This is a genomic window from Lentzea kentuckyensis (assembly GCF_002150765.1).
In the GTDB taxonomy this organism is placed as follows: domain Bacteria; phylum Actinomycetota; class Actinomycetes; order Mycobacteriales; family Pseudonocardiaceae; genus Lentzea; species Lentzea kentuckyensis.
Genome location: NZ_MUYM01000037.1, coordinates 27,729 through 43,088, shown reverse-complemented (window position 1 = coordinate 43,088; position 15,360 = coordinate 27,729). Strand labels below are relative to the sequence as shown.

Below are 15,360 nucleotides of genomic sequence, written 5' to 3'. Positions count from 1 at the left end.
GATCGACCGGTGTCGCACACCGTCCTGGTCGCGTTGTTCCTGCTTCCGGCGGGCGTGGTGGCCGGGATCATCGGGACGGCGGGCGGCATCACCAGCCTCGTCGCCTACCCGGCGCTGCTGGCCGCGGGCATTCCGCCGCTGGCCGCGAACGTGACCAACTCGGTCGCCCTGCTCGGCAGCGGGGTCAGCTCCGCGAGCCGGGCGGCGCCGGACATCGCGGGGTGCGGCGAGACCTTGCGCCGGTGGACGGCGGTGAGCGTGGTGTTCTCGCTGGCCGGCGCGGTTCTGCTGGTTGTCACACCGGGAGCGGTCTTCGACCGGATCGTGCCGTTTCTCGTGCTCGCCGGGTCGCTGGCCGTGCTCGTGCAGCCGGCCGTCACCCGCTGGCAGCGCGCCCGCCAGCACGTGTGGAACCGGTTCGCGGTCCTGGGCGGTCTCGGCGGCGTCGCGCTCTACAACGGCTACTTCGGCGCGGGCTCGGGCATCCTGTTGATCGCTCTGCTGATGTTCACCGAGGAACCGGTGCTGCACAGGGCCAACTCGATGAAGAACGTGATCCTGCTGGCGTCGGACGTCCTTCCGGCAGTGGTGTTCGCCGTCGGGGGAACCGTCGTGTGGCCGGCGGCGATCCCTCTGGGCGTCGGGGCGGTCGTCGGTGGGCTCGTCGGGCCCTCGATCGCGCGGCGGGTCCGTCAGGAGATCATGCGGTGGTTCGTCGCCGGCTGCGGCATCGTGTTGGCGGCTTGGCTGTTCGCGACGGGCTGACCGGGGGTGAGCATCGGTGAAGCAGTTCAAGGGGAACGGCACGAGGTGCTGAAATCGTGGCCATGTGGAGGCCGGTGTTGATCGCGGTGGCGGTGGTTGTCACCATCGTCGCCGTGGTCTTCGCCTTTCAGCGCAAGCTGGTCTACTTCCCCTCCCCTGGTCCGCTGCCGTCCGCCGAGGAGGTTCTGCCCGGTGGGCGGGACGTGCGGCTGGTGACGGCGGACGGTCTGCTGCTCGACGGCTGGCACTTCGAGGTCCCCGACGCGCCCGCGACGGTGATCGTGTTCCCCGGCAACGGCGGCAACCGGTCGGGCCGGGTGTCGCTCGCGCGTGAGCTCACCGACCGCGGGTTGTCGGTGCTGCTGTTCGACTACCGCGGGTACGGCGACAACCCCGGCAAGCCCTCCGAGGAGGGCCTGACGTTCGACGCGCGGGCGGCGCTGGACCTGATCGACGGGCCGGTGATCTACTTCGGCGAGTCGCTGGGCGCGGCGGTGGCGGTGGAACTGGCGACCTATCGCGCGCCGGTCGGGCTCGTGCTGCGCTCGCCGTTCACCTCGCTCGCGGCCGTCGGGTCGCACCACTACCCGTGGCTGCCGGTGAGGATGTTGTTGCAGGACAAGTACCCGCTGCTCGAACGGGTGTCCGCTGTGGACGTTCCCACGGTCGTGCTGCTGGGCACCGCGGACTCGGTGGTGCCGCCCGCGCAGAGCCGTGAGGTGGCGACGGAGGCGCGGGCGAAGCTGGTCGAGATCGCCGGCGCCGACCACAACGACGCGGTGCTGTGCTCGGGCCCGCAGGTGATCGACGCGGTGCTGTCAGTCCGCTGACGGCGCGATCTCGCCGGAGCCGCGGCGCACGAGCGCGGCGGGCACGACGGCGTGCACGGGCGGTGAGGTGTCGCCGTCGATGCGGGCGAAGATGAGCTCGGCGGCTTTGCGGCCGAGGCCGGGGACGTCCTGGCGCACGACGGTGATGCCGGGTTCGAGCATGTCGGCGAGCGGGAAGTCGTCGAAGCCGATGAGCGCGACGCGGTGTTGCAGGCCGCGGGCGCGCAGTACGCGCATGGCGCCGACCGTCACGAGGTTCTGGGCGGTGAACAGCGCGGACGGTGGCCGGTCGAGGTCGAGCACCGTCTTCGCGGCCGTTTCGGCGAGGTCGGCGCCGTGCAGGTCGGTGCGCACGAGCTCCTCGCGCAGGGTGAGGCCGGCCTGGGCGAGGCCCTCGAGGTAGCCGGTGTAGCGCTCCTGGCTGGTCCACAGGGTGCGGCGGTCGCCGAGGAACGCGATGTCGCGGTGGCCGAGCGCGGCGAGCTGCAGGACGGCCTCGCGGGAGCTGTCGCGGTTGGTGGTGGTGACGCAGTCGGTGCCGCCGAAGGTGGGCGGCCGGTCGACGAGCACCATCGGGGTGCCGCGTTCGCGTTCCTGCTGCAGGGCGTCCTGGTGGCCGCCGGCGGCCATGACGACGACGCCGTCGACGCGGCGGGCCGAGAGCGACACGAGCAGTTCGCCCTGCAGGGCGCGGTCGTCCTCACTGCTGCCGGCGAGCACGAGGACGCCGTTGTGACGGGCGCGGTCCTCGACCGCGCGCAGCAGGGCGGAGTCGAACGGGTTGGAGAGGTCCTCGAACAGCACACCGATGGTGGCGCTGCGGCGGTCGGAGCGGCGCAGGCTGCTGGCGGTGAGGTTGGGGCGGTAGCCCAGGGTGCGGGCGGCGGCGCGGACGCGGTCGACGACCTCCTGACCGGCTCCGGGCAGTCCGTTGATGACGCGCGAGACGGTCTTGGTGCTGACCTTCGCCAGCGCCGCGACGTCGCGCATCGTGGGTTCGCGTCTTGCTCCTGCTTGATCCATGTCCACCCACCCCGGGTAACGCTTGCGTAACAGCCGCTTGTCGCGTCTTCTCCTGGAAAGCTAGCGTCAACGATGACGTAAGGGAATCCCCGGTTTTGCCGCACCCGGTTCGAACGGGCCGGTCCGACCAGGGGCTTCCGCAGCACTTGGTTTGAGAATCCGCGTAGCCGCGCCCGTTTCACCACCCCTCGCTCCATGCGGCCGGTTACGTCAACGTTGACGTAGGAGGAGTCATGTCGCGCAGAGCGTTCGGGCTGACGGCGGCGGCGTTGCTGACGCTGGCCGCGGCGGCGTGTGGCAACGGCGGTTCGTCGGGCGGCGGCGCCACGCTGGTGGGCCTGGTGACCAAGACCGACACGAACCCGTTCTTCGTGAAGATGAAGGAGGGCGCGCAGCAGGCGGCGTCGTCGGCGGGCGCGACGGTGCAGTCGTTCGCGGGCAAGCAGGACGGTGACAACCAGACGCAGGTCGACGCGATCGAGAACCTGATCGCCTCGGGCGCGAAGGGCATCCTGATCACGCCGAGCGACTCGAAGGCGATCGTGCCGTCGGTGGACAAGGCGCGGGCGGCGGGGCTGCTGGTGATCGCGCTGGACACGCCGCTGGAGCCGGCGAGCGCGGCAGACGCCACGTTCGCGACCGACAACTACAAGGCCGGGTTGCTGATCGGGCAGTGGGCGAAGGCGAAGTTCGCCAAGGACGGCAAGCAGGCCAAGATCGCGCTGCTGGACCTCAACCCGAACCAGGTGTCGGTGGACGTGCAGCGCGACCAGGGGTTCCTGGAGGGCTTCGGCGTCGACGTGAAGGACAAGAACAAGATCGGTGACGAGGCCGATCCGCGGATCGTGGGCCACGACGTGACCAACGGCGACCCCGCGGGTGGCCGCACGGCGATGGAGAACCTGCTGCAGAAGGACCCCGGCGTCAACCTGGTCTACACGATCAACGAACCCGCGGCGGCCGGCGCGTACGAGGCGTTGAAGGCGGTGGGCAAGGAGAAGGACGTCGTGATCGTCTCGGTCGACGGCGGCTGTCCCGGCGTGAACAACGTCAAGGCCGGGGTGATCGGGGCGACCTCGCAGCAGTACCCGCTGAAGATGGCGCAGCTGGGTGTGGAGGCGGTGGCGAAGTTCGCCAAGGACGGCTCCAAGCCGCAGAACACCGACACGGGCGTCACGCTGATCACCGACCAGCCGGCCGACGGGGTGGAGTCCAAGGACTCGGCGTTCGGCCTGCAGAACTGCTGGGGCTGATCGATGTCAGTCGTGGTGGAGGAGCGGGATCGGTCGCTGCTGACGCGCGTGCAGCACCTGTTGCACGCGCAGGCCACGATCGGACCGGCGGTGGTGCTGCTGGTGTCGGTGATCGTGTTCGCGTTGTTGTCGGACCGGTTCCTGACCCCGGGCAACATCTCGCTGATCCTGCAGCAGGTCGCGGTGGTGGGCACGCTCGCCGTCGGGCAGACCATCGTGATCCTGACGGCCGGTATCGACCTGTCGTGCGGCGCGATCATGGTGCTGACGTCGATCGTGATGGCCAAGGTGGCGGCGGAGACCGGGCTGCCGGGGCTGCCGGCGTTGCTGCTCGGGTTCCTGGTCGGCACGGTGTGCGGGCTGCTCAACGGGTTGCTGGTGACGCGGCTGAAGCTGCCGCCGTTCATCGTCACGCTGGGCTCGTTGAACGTGTTCTTCGCGCTGAACCTCTGGTACTCCCACAGTGCCACGATCCGCGGCACGGACATGCCGTCGCTGCTGCTGTTCACCGGGCAGACGTTCACGATCGGCGGCACGCGCATCACCTACGGCTCGATCATGCTGGTGCTGCTGGTGGCGGCGATGGCGTTCGTGCTGAAGAACACCGCGTGGGGCCGGCACGTCTACTCCACGGGTGACGACCTGGAGGCCTCGCGCCTGTCGGGCATCCGCACCGCGCGGGTGCTGCTGTCGGTGTACGCGACGGCGGGCCTGATCTACGCGGTGGCCGCGTGGACGCTGATCGGCCGGATCGCGTCGGCGTCACCGCAGGCGGGACAGACCGACAACCTCGACTCGATCACCGCCGTGGTGATCGGCGGGACGTCGCTGTTCGGTGGCCGCGGCGCGGTGGTGGGCTCGCTCATCGGCGCGCTGATCGTCGGCGTGTTCCGCAACGGCCTGGCGCTCGCGGGTGTCGACGTGCTGTGGCAGACGATGGCGGTGGGTGTGCTGATCATCGTCGCGGTGTCGCTGGACCAGTGGATCAGGAAGGTGAAGGCATGACCACGCCGGTGCTGCAGGCCCGTGGCCTGGTCAAGCGGTACGGGAAGGTGACCGCGCTGGCGGGCGCGGACCTGGAGCTGCTGCCCGGCGAGATCCTCGCGGTGATCGGCGACAACGGCGCGGGGAAGTCGTCGCTGATCAAGGCCCTGTCCGGGGCGGTGATCCCGGACGAGGGCGAGATCGAGGTCGACGGTGCGCCGGTGTCGTTCTCGACGCCGATCGACGCGCGCCGGGCCGGCATCGAGACGGTGCACCAGTCGCTGGCGGTGGCGCCGTCGCTCGACATCGCGGCGAACCTGTTCCTGGGCCGGGAACGACGCCGTCCCGGTGTGCTGGGGTCGGTGTTCCGGATGCTGGATCGTCAGGGCATGCGGGAGGAGGCCCGCCGTCAGCTCGACGCGCTGGGGATCATGACGATCCAGAACCCCGGCCAGGCGGTGGAGACCCTGTCCGGCGGCCAGCGCCAGGCCGTGGCGGTGGCGCGAGCGGCGGCGTTCGGCAGCCGGGTCGTGATCATGGACGAGCCGACCGCCGCGCTGGGTGTGCGGGAGTCGCGTGCCGTGCTGGACCTGATCCTGCAGGTCCGCGACCGCGGTCTGCCGGTGATCCTGATCAGCCACAACATGCCGCACGTGTTCGAGGTGGCCGACCGCATCCACATCCAGCGGCTCGGCCGGCGCAAGGCGGTGGTGGATCCGAAGTCGGTGTCGATGTCGGACGCGGTGGCGATCATGACCGGCGCCATGGAGCCGCCTGGCTGACCCCGGACGGGTTGTCGATCACGTACCGCCACCGGCGTCCGCTCCCCCGCGGGCGACGCCGGTGGCGGTTCTTTTGCGTCTCCGATGGTCCAGTCGACGATGAGGCCTGTCGGCGTTCAGCGGTGCCAGTGCTTTCCGTGCTCGGTGCAGACCCGGCCGGTGCCGTCGCAGGTGGTGCAGTCGCCGAACGTGAACTGGATGCTTCCTCTTCCCTTGCACGTGTCGCATTCGACGGTTCTGCGGTGGCAACGCGTGCATTCGTTGCTGCTCATGGGACACCTCTCAGCCTTCGTCGGGGATGTTTCAGCCCCCATGTCGGCCGATGGTGCCCAGGTGTTTCTCAGCGCGTTTTTGTGGACGTTTTTCTGGACACCGTTACAGCGGCACGGCGTCCAGCGCTTTGCCGTCGTGTTCGTAGACGTGCCGGGGTCGCACGTCGATGGCCAGGCCGAGGTCGAGGAACCGCTGGTTGGCGGCTTGCCGGGCGGCGCCGACTGCGGACTGCCCGGTGGAGGTGGCTCTGTCCGCGATCAGCGGCCGGTGGGCGACGCTGGTGCTGCGCGACCTGATGCCAGGGCCGCGATCGTTCTCGCAGTTGCGCGCGGGGCTGCCGACGTTGAGCGCGAAGGTGCTGACCGAACGGCTGGAAGGTTTGGTGGCGCGCGGGTTGGTGTCGTGCTCCCGCTCCCCCGGTTTCCCGGTGCGGACGTCGTACGCGCTGACCCCGGCGGGGTTTGTTGCTGCGGCCGTTGCAGGAACAGCTCTACCGGACGGGTGAGGCGCTATTGGGCAAGGTCGCGGATGACTGATTCCAGGGGCGCGAGGACGTTGCGGGAGGCCATGAGCTCCTCGGAGATCAGCACTCGATCGTGTGAGAGCCGGCGCCAGAACTGTCCTTCGACCGGGAGCTGGACGATGTCGAGCTTGAAGATCGGCCGGCGCCCCAGTTCGTGTTCGAGCTCGACGACCAGCTCGTGCACCAGGGCGGAGAACGTGACGCTGAGGCGGTCCCGTGCGCGGGTGGCTTCCGGTGTCGTCGGGTCGACCCAGCGCCGGTAGGCCTCGCGCAGCCCGTCGGGCAGGCCGACCGGCTCGCGGCCGGCGCCCTGCGCGGAGGTCTCGAGCCACCAGCGGTCCCAGTTCTGCGGGAACTCCGGCGGCAGCAGGACGCCGGTCAGCCGCGAGACCTGTGGGGTCAGGCGTGGGATCGAGTCCGCGGCCGGGGTGCTGATGCCGAGCGAGTCACGCACGAACAGGGCGAACGTGCCGTCGTCGCCGCTTGAGATCACCCATGTGGAATCCCCCCGGAAGTTCATGCTCCACCGTATCGGGTTCCCGTCTTCGGCGGTGCTGGTCAGCCGATCGCACGCCGCTCGGCGTTGCGGGCTTCCAGCTGGGCGAACCAGCGCTGTCCCGGTGCGCCGCAGGTGTCGCGGATTTCGTGCTTGAGCTCGTGCGTGTTGGCGTTGAGGAACTGGACCCTGCCGAGTCCGGTGTTGACCTCCACCCGCAGCTGGTTGCGCCCCCAGGCCAGATGTCCCGCGAGTCCCCGTGCCTCGGCGCGGCCCCGCCGGGCCCGCTGTTCCATGTGGGACACCGTGTCCAACGAGGCCCGGGCCGAGGTGTAGACGGCGTGGACGCTGTCGGCGCAGAGCAACGACTCGACGTGGCAGACCCGCAGCCGGCGAAACTCCACGTCGGACCGAACCGGCCTGGTCCATCCGGCCTCCGGGTGCCACATCCGGCCCGCCGCCTGCGGAGGCGGTGACCAGGCGCGGAGCTCCGCCAGGCGGGCCTGCACCTGCAGGACCTGCTGGTGCATCCGCTCATTGGCGGCGCGAACCTGGTGCAGTGTGCGGTCGACCTCCGCGACGGTGTGCTGGATCTCCGCGACGGTGATGGGGTCCGGCCGCGGCCGCCGGTCCCACACCCAGATCGCCAGCAGCATCGCGCCGCCGAACACCCCGGTGGTGAAGGCGACGGGCAGGTCGGCGCCGGTCTGCCCGGTAGCGGTGGACATCACGAACGCGAGAACGTTCAGAACGCCGAGCAGCACCGCGCCCAGGTTGAACGTCCACGCCCATCGGTTCACCTGCGGTTCGGTGCGCACCCGGCCGTTCTTGCTCAGGACGAGCCGGACCAGGCCGGTGGCCAGGGGCAGCGACAACGCCGCGAACGCCAGCCACTGGGGCAGGACGTCCAGCGAGCCGGCGATCACGGTGCGCGCCGCCATCGCCGGTGCCAGCAGGATCGTCATCAGGAACGAGATCAGCGACATCCCGAGGCAGGACGCGAACAGTGCGAGCGCACAGCCGCCGTAGCCCTTGGTGCTGTCAGACATGGCCGGTTCATCACACCCGCCAGACCGAACGTTACAGCCCGAACGAATGCGCTGTACGACCGCGCTTTGTGGACATTTTTCTGGACACCATTACAGCGGCACGGCGTCCAGTGCTTTGTAGATGCGTTTGTCGCTGACCGTGTAGCGCGTCCCGATGGTCTGTGCGAAATAGGACAGCCGCAGTTCTTCGATCATCCAGCGGATCTCGTCGAGCTCGGGCGAGGGTTCGTCGGCCGGGGTCTGCGCGCGCAGTTCCCGGTATTCGGCGTGGACCTGGTGGACCTTGTCGGTCCAGTCGAGGTCGCGGCGCGGGTTCTCGGGCAGTTTCTCGACGCGCCGGGAGATGCCTTTGAGGTAGCGCACGAGGTCGGGCAGCCGGTCGTAGCCGGTGTGGGTGACGAATCCCTTGTACACCAGCGAGTTGAGCTGGCCGCGGATGTCGTTGACCGAGTCGGGCGCGCCTTTGAGGGTGGTGAGTTTCAGTTCGGCTTCGTGGGCGGCCTCGAGGACCTTGCGCACCTCCTGGACGACGACCCAGGTGGTGTCGTTGATCGCCGCCTGCACCTTCTTCTGTTGTGCGGCGAAGGATTTGGCGTCCCACGCGGGTTCGCCCATGAGCCGGTCGACGGCGGCCATGATGCAGTCGGACAGCAGCGCCGCGACGCCGCCGTGCGGGTTGCGGGTCAGGGCGAGCTTGGCGGAGTTGTCGAGGTGGCGTTGCAGGTGCTTGACCGGTGAGTTGATGCCCAGCAGCAACAGTCGGCGCACGCCGCGGCGGTGGGCGTAGCTCTGCCGGCCGGGGGTGTCGAGGACCTTGATCGCGACCGCGGAGCCGTGGTCGACGAGCGAGGGGTAGGCGGTGACGGTGATGCCGGACTGCCGTTGCTCGATGGTTCTCGGCAGGGCGTCGAAGTCCCAGGTGGTGAGCCCGGTGCGTTCGAGGTGGCCGGCGGCCTGGCTGAGCGATTCGCGGACCTCGTCGCGCAGTTTCTCCTTGAGCGCGGCGATGTCCTTGCCCTCGGCCAGGGTGCGGTTCTGCTCGTCGACGACCTGGAAGGTGAGCTTGAGGTGGTCGGGGACGGCGTCGAACTGCCAGTCCTCGCGTTGCACGGTGACGCCGGTCAACGCTTTGAGCTCGCGTTCGACGCCGTTGAGCAGGCTGGTCTCCGCGGGCTTGATGCGGGCCAGGACGGCGGTGGCGACGTCGGGGACGGGCACGAAGTTGCGGCGGATCTGCTTGGGCAGCGACCGGATCAGCGCGACGACGAGTTCGTGGCGCAGGCCGGGGATCTGCCAGGAGAACGCGTCGTCGTCCAGCGTGGTGAGCGCGGGCAGCGGCAGTTGGACGGTGATGCCGTCGTTCTTGGTGCCGGGCTCGAACTGGTAGCTCAACGGCAGCGTGAGCTCGCCCTGGCGCCACTGGTCGGGGTAGGCGTCGGGGCTGACGTCGGCCCGGTCGTTGACCAGCATCTCCTTGGTGAAGGTCAGGAGGTTCTTGTCCTTCTGCTTCTTCCACCACGAGTCGAAGTGCCGCGCGGAGACGACCTCGGCGGGGACGCGCTGGTCGTAGAACTCGTAGAGCGTCTCCTCGTCTACGACGATGTCGCGGCGCCGGGCCCGGTTCTCCAGTTCCTCGACCTCGTCGAGCAGGGCGCGGTTGGTGTGGAAGAACCGGTGGTGGGTGGTCCACTCCCCCTGCACGAGCGCGTGGCGCAGGAACAGCTCACGGCTCAGTTCGGGGTCGATGCGGCCGTAGTTGACCTTGCGGCCGGCGACGATCGGCACGCCGTAGAGCGTGACCTTCTCCAGTGCGACGACGCTGCCGCGTTTGGTCTCCCAGTGCGGTTCGGAGTACTGGCGTTTGACGACGTGTTCGCCGAGACGTTCGGCCCATTCGGGTTCGATCTTGGCGACGATGCGGCCCCACAGGCGGCTGGTCTCGACGAGTTCGGCGGCCATCACCCACTGCGGTGGTTTCTTCGCGAGCGCCGAGCCGGGGAAGATCGCGAACTTGGCGTTGCGGGCACCGAGGAACTCGGTGAGGGGGCGGCGTTTCTCGCCCGGTGCCTGTTTCTTGAGGACGTCCTGGACGCCGATGTGGCTGAGCAGCCCGGACAGCAGCGCGATGTGGACGTTGCGGGGGTCGCCGGGCTGGTCGTTGAGGTTCATGCCGATCTGCTTGGCGACCTGCCGCAGCTGCAGGTAGATGTCCTGCCATTCGCGCACGCGCAGGTAGTTGAGGAACTCGTTCTTGCACAGTTTGCGGAACTGGTTGCCGCTCAGTGCTTTCTGCTGTTCCTTGAGGTACTGCCAGAGGTTCAGGAAGGTGACGAAGTCGGATTCCTTGTCGACGAACCTCGCGTGCTGCTGGGTGGCGGCTTCCTGATGGTCGGCGGGCCGCTCGCGGGGGTCCTGGATGGACAGTGCCGCGGTGATGATCATGACTTCTTTGAGGCAGCCGGTGGTGTCGGCTTCGAGCACCATGCGGCCCAGGCGCGGGTCGACGGGCAGCTGGGCGAGCTTGCGGCCGGTCGGGGTGAGCGTCTTCTCGGCGGCGTTGATGGCGCCGAGTTCCTGCAGCAGGCCGATGCCGTCGTTGATGTTGCGCGAGTCCGGCGGGTCGATGAACGGGAACTTCGCGACGTCGCCGAGGCCGATGGCGGTCATCTGCAGGATGACGCTGGCGAGGTTGGTGCGCAGGATCTCCGCGTCGGTGAACTCGGGCCGTGCCTCGAAGTCCTCTTCGGAGTACAGGCGGATGCAGATGCCTTCGCTGACGCGGCCGCAGCGGCCCTTGCGCTGGTTCGCCGACGCCTGCGAGATCGGTTCGATGGGCAGCCGCTGGACCTTGAGGCGGTGGCTGTAGCGGGAGATGCGGGCGTTGCCGGGGTCGATGACGTACTTGATGCCCGGCACGGTGAGGCTGGTCTCGGCGACGTTGGTGGCGAGCACGACGCGGCGGCCGGTGTGGCGCTGGAAGACGCGGTGCTGCTCGCCGACGCTGAGCCTGGCGTAGAGCGGGAGGATCTCGGTGTTGCGGAGGTCCTCCTGTTTGAGGGCGTCGGCGGTGTCGCGGATCTCGCGTTCGCCGGACAGGAACACCAGGACGTCGCCGGGGCCTTCCGCCTGCAGTTCGTGGACGGCGTTGATGATGCCCTGGGTCTGGTCGTCGTCCTCGTCGAGCGGCCGGTAGCGGGTCTCGACGGGGTAGGTGCGGCCGGAGACCTCGATGATCGGGGCGTTCTCGAAGTGCTGGCTGAACCGCTGCGGGTCGATCGTCGCGGACGTGATCACGATCTTGAGGTCCGGGCGGCGCGGCAGCAGTTGTTTGAGGTAGCCGAGCAGGAAGTCGACGTTGAGGCTGCGTTCGTGGGCCTCGTCGATGATGATCGTGTCGTAGCGGGACAGGGTCCGGTCGGTCTGGATCTCGGCGAGCAGGATGCCGTCGGTCATGAGCTTGACCAGGGTGTCCTCGCCGGACTGGTCGGTGAACCGGACCTTGTAGCCGACGGTGTCACCGAGTTTGGTGTTGAGCTCCTCGGCGACGCGTTCGGCGACGGTGCGGGCGGCGATGCGCCGGGGCTGGGTGTGGCCGATCTGGCCGATGACGCCGCGGCCGAGTTCCAGGCAGATCTTGGGCAGCTGGGTGGTCTTGCCGGACCCGGTCTCGCCGGCGACGATCACGACCTGGTGGTTCGCGATCAGCTCTTTGATGTCGTCCTTGTGCTGGCTGACCGGCAGTTCTTCGGGATAGGTGATCTTGGGGACGGACTCCCTGCGCAGCGCGACCTTGAGCGCGGCCTCGTCGATCTGGGCGGCGATCTCCTCGGTGATCTTCTTGCGGGCCAGCGGGTCCTTGACCCGGCGTACGCCGTCGAGGCGCCTGGCGAGCCGGCGTTGATCACGCGGCATGAGCTCGGGCAGGCGTTTGTGCAGTTCAGCGAGCGGGGTGTCCATTTGGGCTCAAGGATAGTCAGGACGTTCAAATCGTTCGCGCCAATAACTGTCGGACCCGGCCGCTAGCGTTGCCGCCATGGACGCTGGGGGCTTCTGGAGACTGGTCGATCATGCTCGTGAGCAGGCGGTTGACCTCGATGATCGGCGGGCGTGGCTGTCCGGGCGGCTGGCGTTGCTGCCGGCTGGTGAGATCGCCGACTTCGCGGTGCGGCTGGACGAGCAGCGGCGGCGGGTGGACACGTGGGCGCACTGGCAGGCGGCGACGCTGATCTGTCACGGCCTGTGCGGGATGGACTCGTTCTTCTACTTCCAGGCGTGGCTGATCGGTCAGGGCCGGGAGGTGTTCGAGTCGGTCGTGCTGTCGCCGGACGCGCTGGCCTCTCTGCCGCGGGTGCGGCGGCTGGCGTCGCTGGGGTCGGTGGACGGCTGGGCGGATGACGACTGGCCGGACTGGGAGGCGCTGTACCGGGTGGCGGACGCGGCCTACGAGGCGGTGTTCTCCGGTGAGCTGGACGAGGTGCTGGCGTCGCGGGGGCAGACGCGGGCGTTCGACGTGTCGCCGGGCGGTGAGGACGTGCAGCTGGAGGATCCGGCCGACATCGCGCGCCGGGTTCCGCGGCTGTGGGCGTTGTTCGGGAATGCGGCGTGATCGGTCCTCCGATCGGCGCACTCCAATAATTGTCGGACCTTCTCGATAGCGTTCTGGGCATGGATCTCGACGTCTTCTGGGACCTGCTCGACGAGTCCGCGTACGCCACCTCTGAACAGGGTGAACGGTCGGCGTGGCTGACGTCTCGGCTGGCTTTGCTGCTGCCTGGTGACATTGTTGGTTTCGAGGTCTTGCTGAGCGCGTCACGTGGCCGGGTGAACACGTTCTCACACTGGCACGCGGCTTATGTTCTGTGTGATGGATTGTGTTCGTCCGAGCAATTCTTCGCGTTCCAGTCGTGGTTGGTCGGGCTGGGCCGCGGGGTGCTGGGGTCGGTGGCGTCGTGCCCGGACGCGCTGGCCGACGTGCCGGCGGTGCGGACGTTGCTGGCGGTCGGGGCGGAGTCGTGGCCGGACGCGGCGTGGCCGTTGTGGCAGGGGCTGCACCGGGCGCCGCGGGAGGCGTTCTTCGCGGCGACGGGCCGGTCGCTGGACAACGCGCTGGCGATCCTGGGGTGCGTGCCGGTGACGGACGCGGGCCCGTTCTCGGGTCCGGTGTGGGATCTGGACTCGCCGGTGGAGGCGGCGGTGCGGCTGCCGCGGCTGTGGGAGCTGTCGGGAGGGCAGGAGAAGGCGGCCTGACCTGCGCCGATCGCCGGGCGTCAAAAATTGTCAGACCCCCTCGCTAGCGTGCTCGGCATGGACCTGAACGCGTTCTGGGCCCTGGTCGAGAGGTCGTCCGCGCAGACCTCCGGCCAGGACGAACGGCTGGAGTGGCTGACGGCCGCCCTGTCCGGCGCGGACGCGTGCGAGTTCGCGCTGCGGCTGGACGAGGTGCGGCGGCGGGTGGACACGTGGGCGCATTGGCACGCGGCCGACGTGATCTGCGGCGGTCTGTGCTCGGACGACGGGTTCTTCTACTTCCAGTCGTGGTTGGTCGGGCTGGGCAGGGAGGTGTTCGAGGCGGTGGAGTCGTCGCCGGACGCGTTGGCGGACCTGCCGCACCTCCGGTTGCTGGCCTCGCGTGGTGGCGTGCACGCGTGGGCGGATGACGAGTGGCCGGACTGGGAGGGCCTCGACTACGTGGCGGCCGAGGCGTTCGACGGTGATCTGCAGGCGGTGCTCGCGTCGCGTGGCGTGGAGTTGCTGACGTCGCCGGCCCCGTCCGGTGAGCAGTGGGATTTCGCGGATCCGGCGGAGGTCGCGGCGCGGATTCCGAGGTTGGGCGCGTTGTTCGGGAAGGTGGCGTGATGGACGTCCCGGTGGATGTCGCGGTCGATGTGGTGGTGTGGCGGGCTCCTGGGCCCGCGTCGTTCGCGGAGGCGGCGGCGCGTTATGCGGAGTTGCGGTCCTCGCCGCTGGGCGCGTTCGACACGGCGGTGGCGGCGTTCGTGCGCGAGTTACGTCAGACCTCGCCGGATCCCGCTTCGCCGGTGTCGTGGAACGAGGCGCTGACAGTGGGCACGGACGCGGTGATCGTGCATGTGGTGTGGCCGGGTCAGCGGCAGGTGCTCGACCTGGTGGCGTTGCTGGCGGCGCGGCACGGTCTGGTGTGTTACGAGCCGGCTCGCCAGGTGGCGATGTCCTGACGCAGCGCGGTCTTCGTGGCGGCGGGTGCGAAGGAGGCGTCGACGGCGTTGGTGGCGATCGCCGCGAGGGTGTCGTCGTCGAAGCCGAGTTCGTCGCGCAGTGCCTGGTACTCGTCGGTGAGCGTGGTGCCGGTCGAGGAGGGGATGTCGGTGCTGAGCGTGACGGCCAGCCCGGCGTTGATGAGGTGTGGCAGCGGATGAGAGGAGAGTGATTCGACCAGTCCCAACGCGACGTTGGACGACGGACACGCTTCGAGCGGAATGGCGCGGTCCCGCAGCAGCGCGACGACCTCCGGGTCCTCGAGTGCGCGGAACCCGTGCCCGATCCGGTCGGCGAGCCCGACGGTCACGGCTTCGGCGACACTCGGCGCCCCGCAGCACTCCCCCGCGTGGTGCACGAGCCCGATCCCGGCTTCTCGCGCGGCCCGGAACACAGCGGCGAACGGCGTCAGCGGGTAGTCCTCCGCGCCCGCCATCCCGATCGCCACGACCTGTGGGTGCACGGTCGCGAGCCGAAGCGAGGCCTTGAGCCGTTCGACCGACCGCTTCCTCGGGTGGTCCACGATCACACGGCATTCGATGCCGTGGGCGGCCTGTCCTGCGGCGAGCCCGGACAACACCGCCTCGAGCGGCATGTCCGGATCCCCGAGCCGTTCTCCGTGCGCTGCCGCGGTGAACGTGACCTCGGCGTACCGGGTCCCCTGCGCTGCTTCCTCGGCGCAGAACTCGTACGCGATCCGGTGAAAGTCCTCGGCTCGCCGCAGGCAGTCCCGCACCGCCCCGTTGTGCGCGGCGAACTGCGCGAAGTCGTCGAACGGCCCGGTCCGCGCCGCCACGTCGATCCCGTGGTGGCCGGCCAGTTCGGCGAGGGTGTCCGCTCGCACGGTGCTTTCCAGGTGCACGTGCAGGTGGGCTTTGGGCAACGTCGCAAGATCGCGCATGTGCGGCGACGCTACCCAGCGCCGCCGCACATGCGCGCGGGAATTTCGGCCGGCCGCACAAGCGAGCCGCCTCTGTGGGCAACCGCCACCAAGTGTCGGGCCGGGTAGAACGCGGTGCCCCGGCTGAGGAAGCAAGCTGTGGCTTCTCGTCCGCCACCAGGTGCTGACCGCATCGAAGTGCCCTGCTGTTGCCGACGCGGTGCCAGGCCGTGTGAGCGCCCTGCTGCCGGCTTGCGGCTGCGCCGAA

The 15,360-nt window shown here is 69.1% G+C and carries 16 protein-coding genes; 10 read left to right on the top strand and 6 right to left on the bottom strand.

Annotated features, from left to right (window positions below; genetic code table 11):
- The first annotated feature begins 9 nt into the window (after positions 1–9).
- Together B0F77_RS19305 and B0F77_RS19300 are read left to right on the top strand one after the other, a co-directional pair.
- Entirely contained in the window at positions 10–765 is a 756-nt protein-coding gene (locus B0F77_RS19305) for a sulfite exporter TauE/SafE family protein (protein ID WP_158102762.1), read from the top strand.
- Positions 766–827: 62 nt separating this feature from the next.
- Positions 828–1,595 (top strand): alpha/beta hydrolase, encoded by a 768-nt coding sequence (locus tag B0F77_RS19300; protein WP_086664348.1) that lies wholly within the window; start codon positions 828–830, stop codon positions 1,593–1,595.
- Here B0F77_RS19300 and B0F77_RS19295 read toward each other — a convergent pair.
- Positions 1,584–2,618: a LacI family DNA-binding transcriptional regulator gene (locus B0F77_RS19295; RefSeq protein WP_086664313.1), complete on the bottom strand. Its 1,035-nt coding sequence runs from the start codon at positions 2,616–2,618 to the stop codon at positions 1,584–1,586. The two genes, B0F77_RS19300 and B0F77_RS19295, sit on opposite strands and share 12 nt — an antisense overlap.
- A 233-nt stretch (positions 2,619–2,851) precedes the next feature.
- Here B0F77_RS19295 and B0F77_RS19290 point away from each other — a divergent pair, with 233 nt between their 5' ends.
- From B0F77_RS19290 to B0F77_RS19280, 3 genes are read left to right on the top strand one after another with little or no spacing between them, the layout of a single operon-like run.
- A complete protein-coding gene (locus tag B0F77_RS19290) occupies positions 2,852–3,871 on the top strand; it encodes a sugar ABC transporter substrate-binding protein (protein ID WP_086664312.1) in 1,020 nt (339 codons plus the stop codon).
- Positions 3,872–3,874: 3 nt separating this feature from the next.
- On the top strand, positions 3,875–4,876 hold the full coding sequence (locus B0F77_RS19285) for an ABC transporter permease (protein WP_086664311.1): 1,002 nt from the start codon (positions 3,875–3,877) through the stop codon (positions 4,874–4,876).
- The gene (locus B0F77_RS19280) at positions 4,873–5,637 is read left to right on the top strand and encodes an ATP-binding cassette domain-containing protein (protein WP_086664310.1); all 765 of its coding nucleotides are present in this window, start codon (positions 4,873–4,875) and stop codon (positions 5,635–5,637) included. Before B0F77_RS19285 ends, B0F77_RS19280 begins: the two co-directional genes overlap by 4 nt.
- Positions 5,638–5,753: 116 nt before the next feature.
- Here the strand turns inward: B0F77_RS19280 and B0F77_RS47965 are convergent, their stop codons facing one another.
- Complete coding sequence (locus tag B0F77_RS47965) at positions 5,754–5,909, bottom strand: hypothetical protein (RefSeq protein ID WP_158102761.1); 156 nt, start codon at positions 5,907–5,909, stop codon at positions 5,754–5,756.
- Between the two features lie 236 nt (positions 5,910–6,145).
- On the opposite strand from B0F77_RS47965, the gene B0F77_RS19270 reads away from it, so the two are divergent.
- On the top strand, positions 6,146–6,415 hold the full coding sequence (locus tag B0F77_RS19270; RefSeq protein WP_169730952.1) for a winged helix-turn-helix transcriptional regulator: 270 nt from the start codon (positions 6,146–6,148) through the stop codon (positions 6,413–6,415).
- A 4-nt stretch (positions 6,416–6,419) separates the two neighbouring features.
- Here B0F77_RS19270 and B0F77_RS19265 read toward each other — a convergent pair whose 3' ends face one another.
- From B0F77_RS19265 to hrpA, 3 genes are all read right to left on the bottom strand, one after another.
- Positions 6,420–6,926 carry a hypothetical protein gene (locus B0F77_RS19265; RefSeq protein ID WP_086664309.1) on the bottom strand — a complete coding sequence of 169 codons (507 nt, stop codon included), beginning with the start codon at positions 6,924–6,926 and terminating at the stop codon, positions 6,420–6,422.
- A 65-nt stretch (positions 6,927–6,991) separates the two neighbouring features.
- Positions 6,992–7,978, bottom strand: coding sequence for a hypothetical protein (locus B0F77_RS19260; protein WP_086664308.1), 987 nt, complete (start codon positions 7,976–7,978; stop codon positions 6,992–6,994).
- Positions 7,979–8,068: 90 nt separating this feature from the next.
- Complete coding sequence (gene hrpA, locus B0F77_RS19255) at positions 8,069–11,935, bottom strand: ATP-dependent RNA helicase HrpA (RefSeq protein WP_086664307.1); 3,867 nt, start codon at positions 11,933–11,935, stop codon at positions 8,069–8,071.
- A 76-nt stretch (positions 11,936–12,011) separates the two neighbouring features.
- Between hrpA and B0F77_RS19250 the strand changes: the two genes are divergently transcribed.
- The 4 genes from B0F77_RS19250 to B0F77_RS19235 are packed head-to-tail and all read left to right on the top strand — an operon-like array spanning position 12,012 to position 14,172.
- Positions 12,012–12,584 (top strand): DUF4240 domain-containing protein, encoded by a 573-nt coding sequence (locus tag B0F77_RS19250; RefSeq protein ID WP_086664306.1) that lies wholly within the window; start codon positions 12,012–12,014, stop codon positions 12,582–12,584.
- Positions 12,585–12,643: 59 nt separating this feature from the next.
- Complete coding sequence (locus tag B0F77_RS19245) at positions 12,644–13,225, top strand: DUF4240 domain-containing protein (protein WP_086664305.1); 582 nt, start codon at positions 12,644–12,646, stop codon at positions 13,223–13,225.
- Between the two features lie 57 nt (positions 13,226–13,282).
- Positions 13,283–13,834, top strand: a complete 552-nt coding sequence (locus B0F77_RS19240; RefSeq protein WP_086664347.1) for a DUF4240 domain-containing protein — start codon at positions 13,283–13,285, stop codon at positions 13,832–13,834.
- Positions 13,834–14,172 (top strand): hypothetical protein, encoded by a 339-nt coding sequence (locus B0F77_RS19235; protein ID WP_086664304.1) that lies wholly within the window; start codon positions 13,834–13,836, stop codon positions 14,170–14,172. The genes B0F77_RS19240 and B0F77_RS19235 overlap by 1 nt, the downstream gene beginning before the upstream one ends.
- Here the strand turns inward: B0F77_RS19235 and add are convergent.
- Positions 14,139–15,113, bottom strand: coding sequence for an adenosine deaminase (add, locus tag B0F77_RS19230; RefSeq protein ID WP_086664303.1), 975 nt, complete (start codon positions 15,111–15,113; stop codon positions 14,139–14,141). The two genes, B0F77_RS19235 and add, sit on opposite strands and share 34 nt — an antisense overlap.
- Between the last annotated feature and the right edge of the window lie 247 nt (positions 15,114–15,360).

Bases quoted from the DNA above. Each gene is read 5' to 3' on its own strand.
- B0F77_RS19300 (WP_086664348.1), top strand. From the start codon at position 828: ATGTGGAGGCCGGTGTTGATCGCGGTGGCGGTGGTTGTCACCATCGTC.
- B0F77_RS19260 (WP_086664308.1), bottom strand. From the start codon at position 7,978: ATGTCTGACAGCACCAAGGGCTACGGCGGCTGTGCGCTCGCACTGTTC.
- B0F77_RS19240 (WP_086664347.1), top strand. From the start codon at position 13,283: ATGGACCTGAACGCGTTCTGGGCCCTGGTCGAGAGGTCGTCCGCGCAG.
- B0F77_RS19245 (WP_086664305.1), top strand. From the start codon at position 12,644: ATGGATCTCGACGTCTTCTGGGACCTGCTCGACGAGTCCGCGTACGCC.
- B0F77_RS47965 (WP_158102761.1), bottom strand. From the start codon at position 5,909: ATGAGCAGCAACGAATGCACGCGTTGCCACCGCAGAACCGTCGAATGC.
- B0F77_RS19285 (WP_086664311.1), top strand. From the start codon at position 3,875: ATGTCAGTCGTGGTGGAGGAGCGGGATCGGTCGCTGCTGACGCGCGTG.
- B0F77_RS19250 (WP_086664306.1), top strand. From the start codon at position 12,012: ATGGACGCTGGGGGCTTCTGGAGACTGGTCGATCATGCTCGTGAGCAG.
- hrpA (WP_086664307.1), bottom strand. From the start codon at position 11,935: ATGGACACCCCGCTCGCTGAACTGCACAAACGCCTGCCCGAGCTCATG.
- B0F77_RS19280 (WP_086664310.1), top strand. From the start codon at position 4,873: ATGACCACGCCGGTGCTGCAGGCCCGTGGCCTGGTCAAGCGGTACGGG.
- B0F77_RS19235 (WP_086664304.1), top strand. From the start codon at position 13,834: ATGGACGTCCCGGTGGATGTCGCGGTCGATGTGGTGGTGTGGCGGGCT.
- B0F77_RS19295 (WP_086664313.1), bottom strand. From the start codon at position 2,618: ATGGATCAAGCAGGAGCAAGACGCGAACCCACGATGCGCGACGTCGCG.
- add (WP_086664303.1), bottom strand. From the start codon at position 15,113: ATGCGCGATCTTGCGACGTTGCCCAAAGCCCACCTGCACGTGCACCTG.
- B0F77_RS19290 (WP_086664312.1), top strand. From the start codon at position 2,852: ATGTCGCGCAGAGCGTTCGGGCTGACGGCGGCGGCGTTGCTGACGCTG.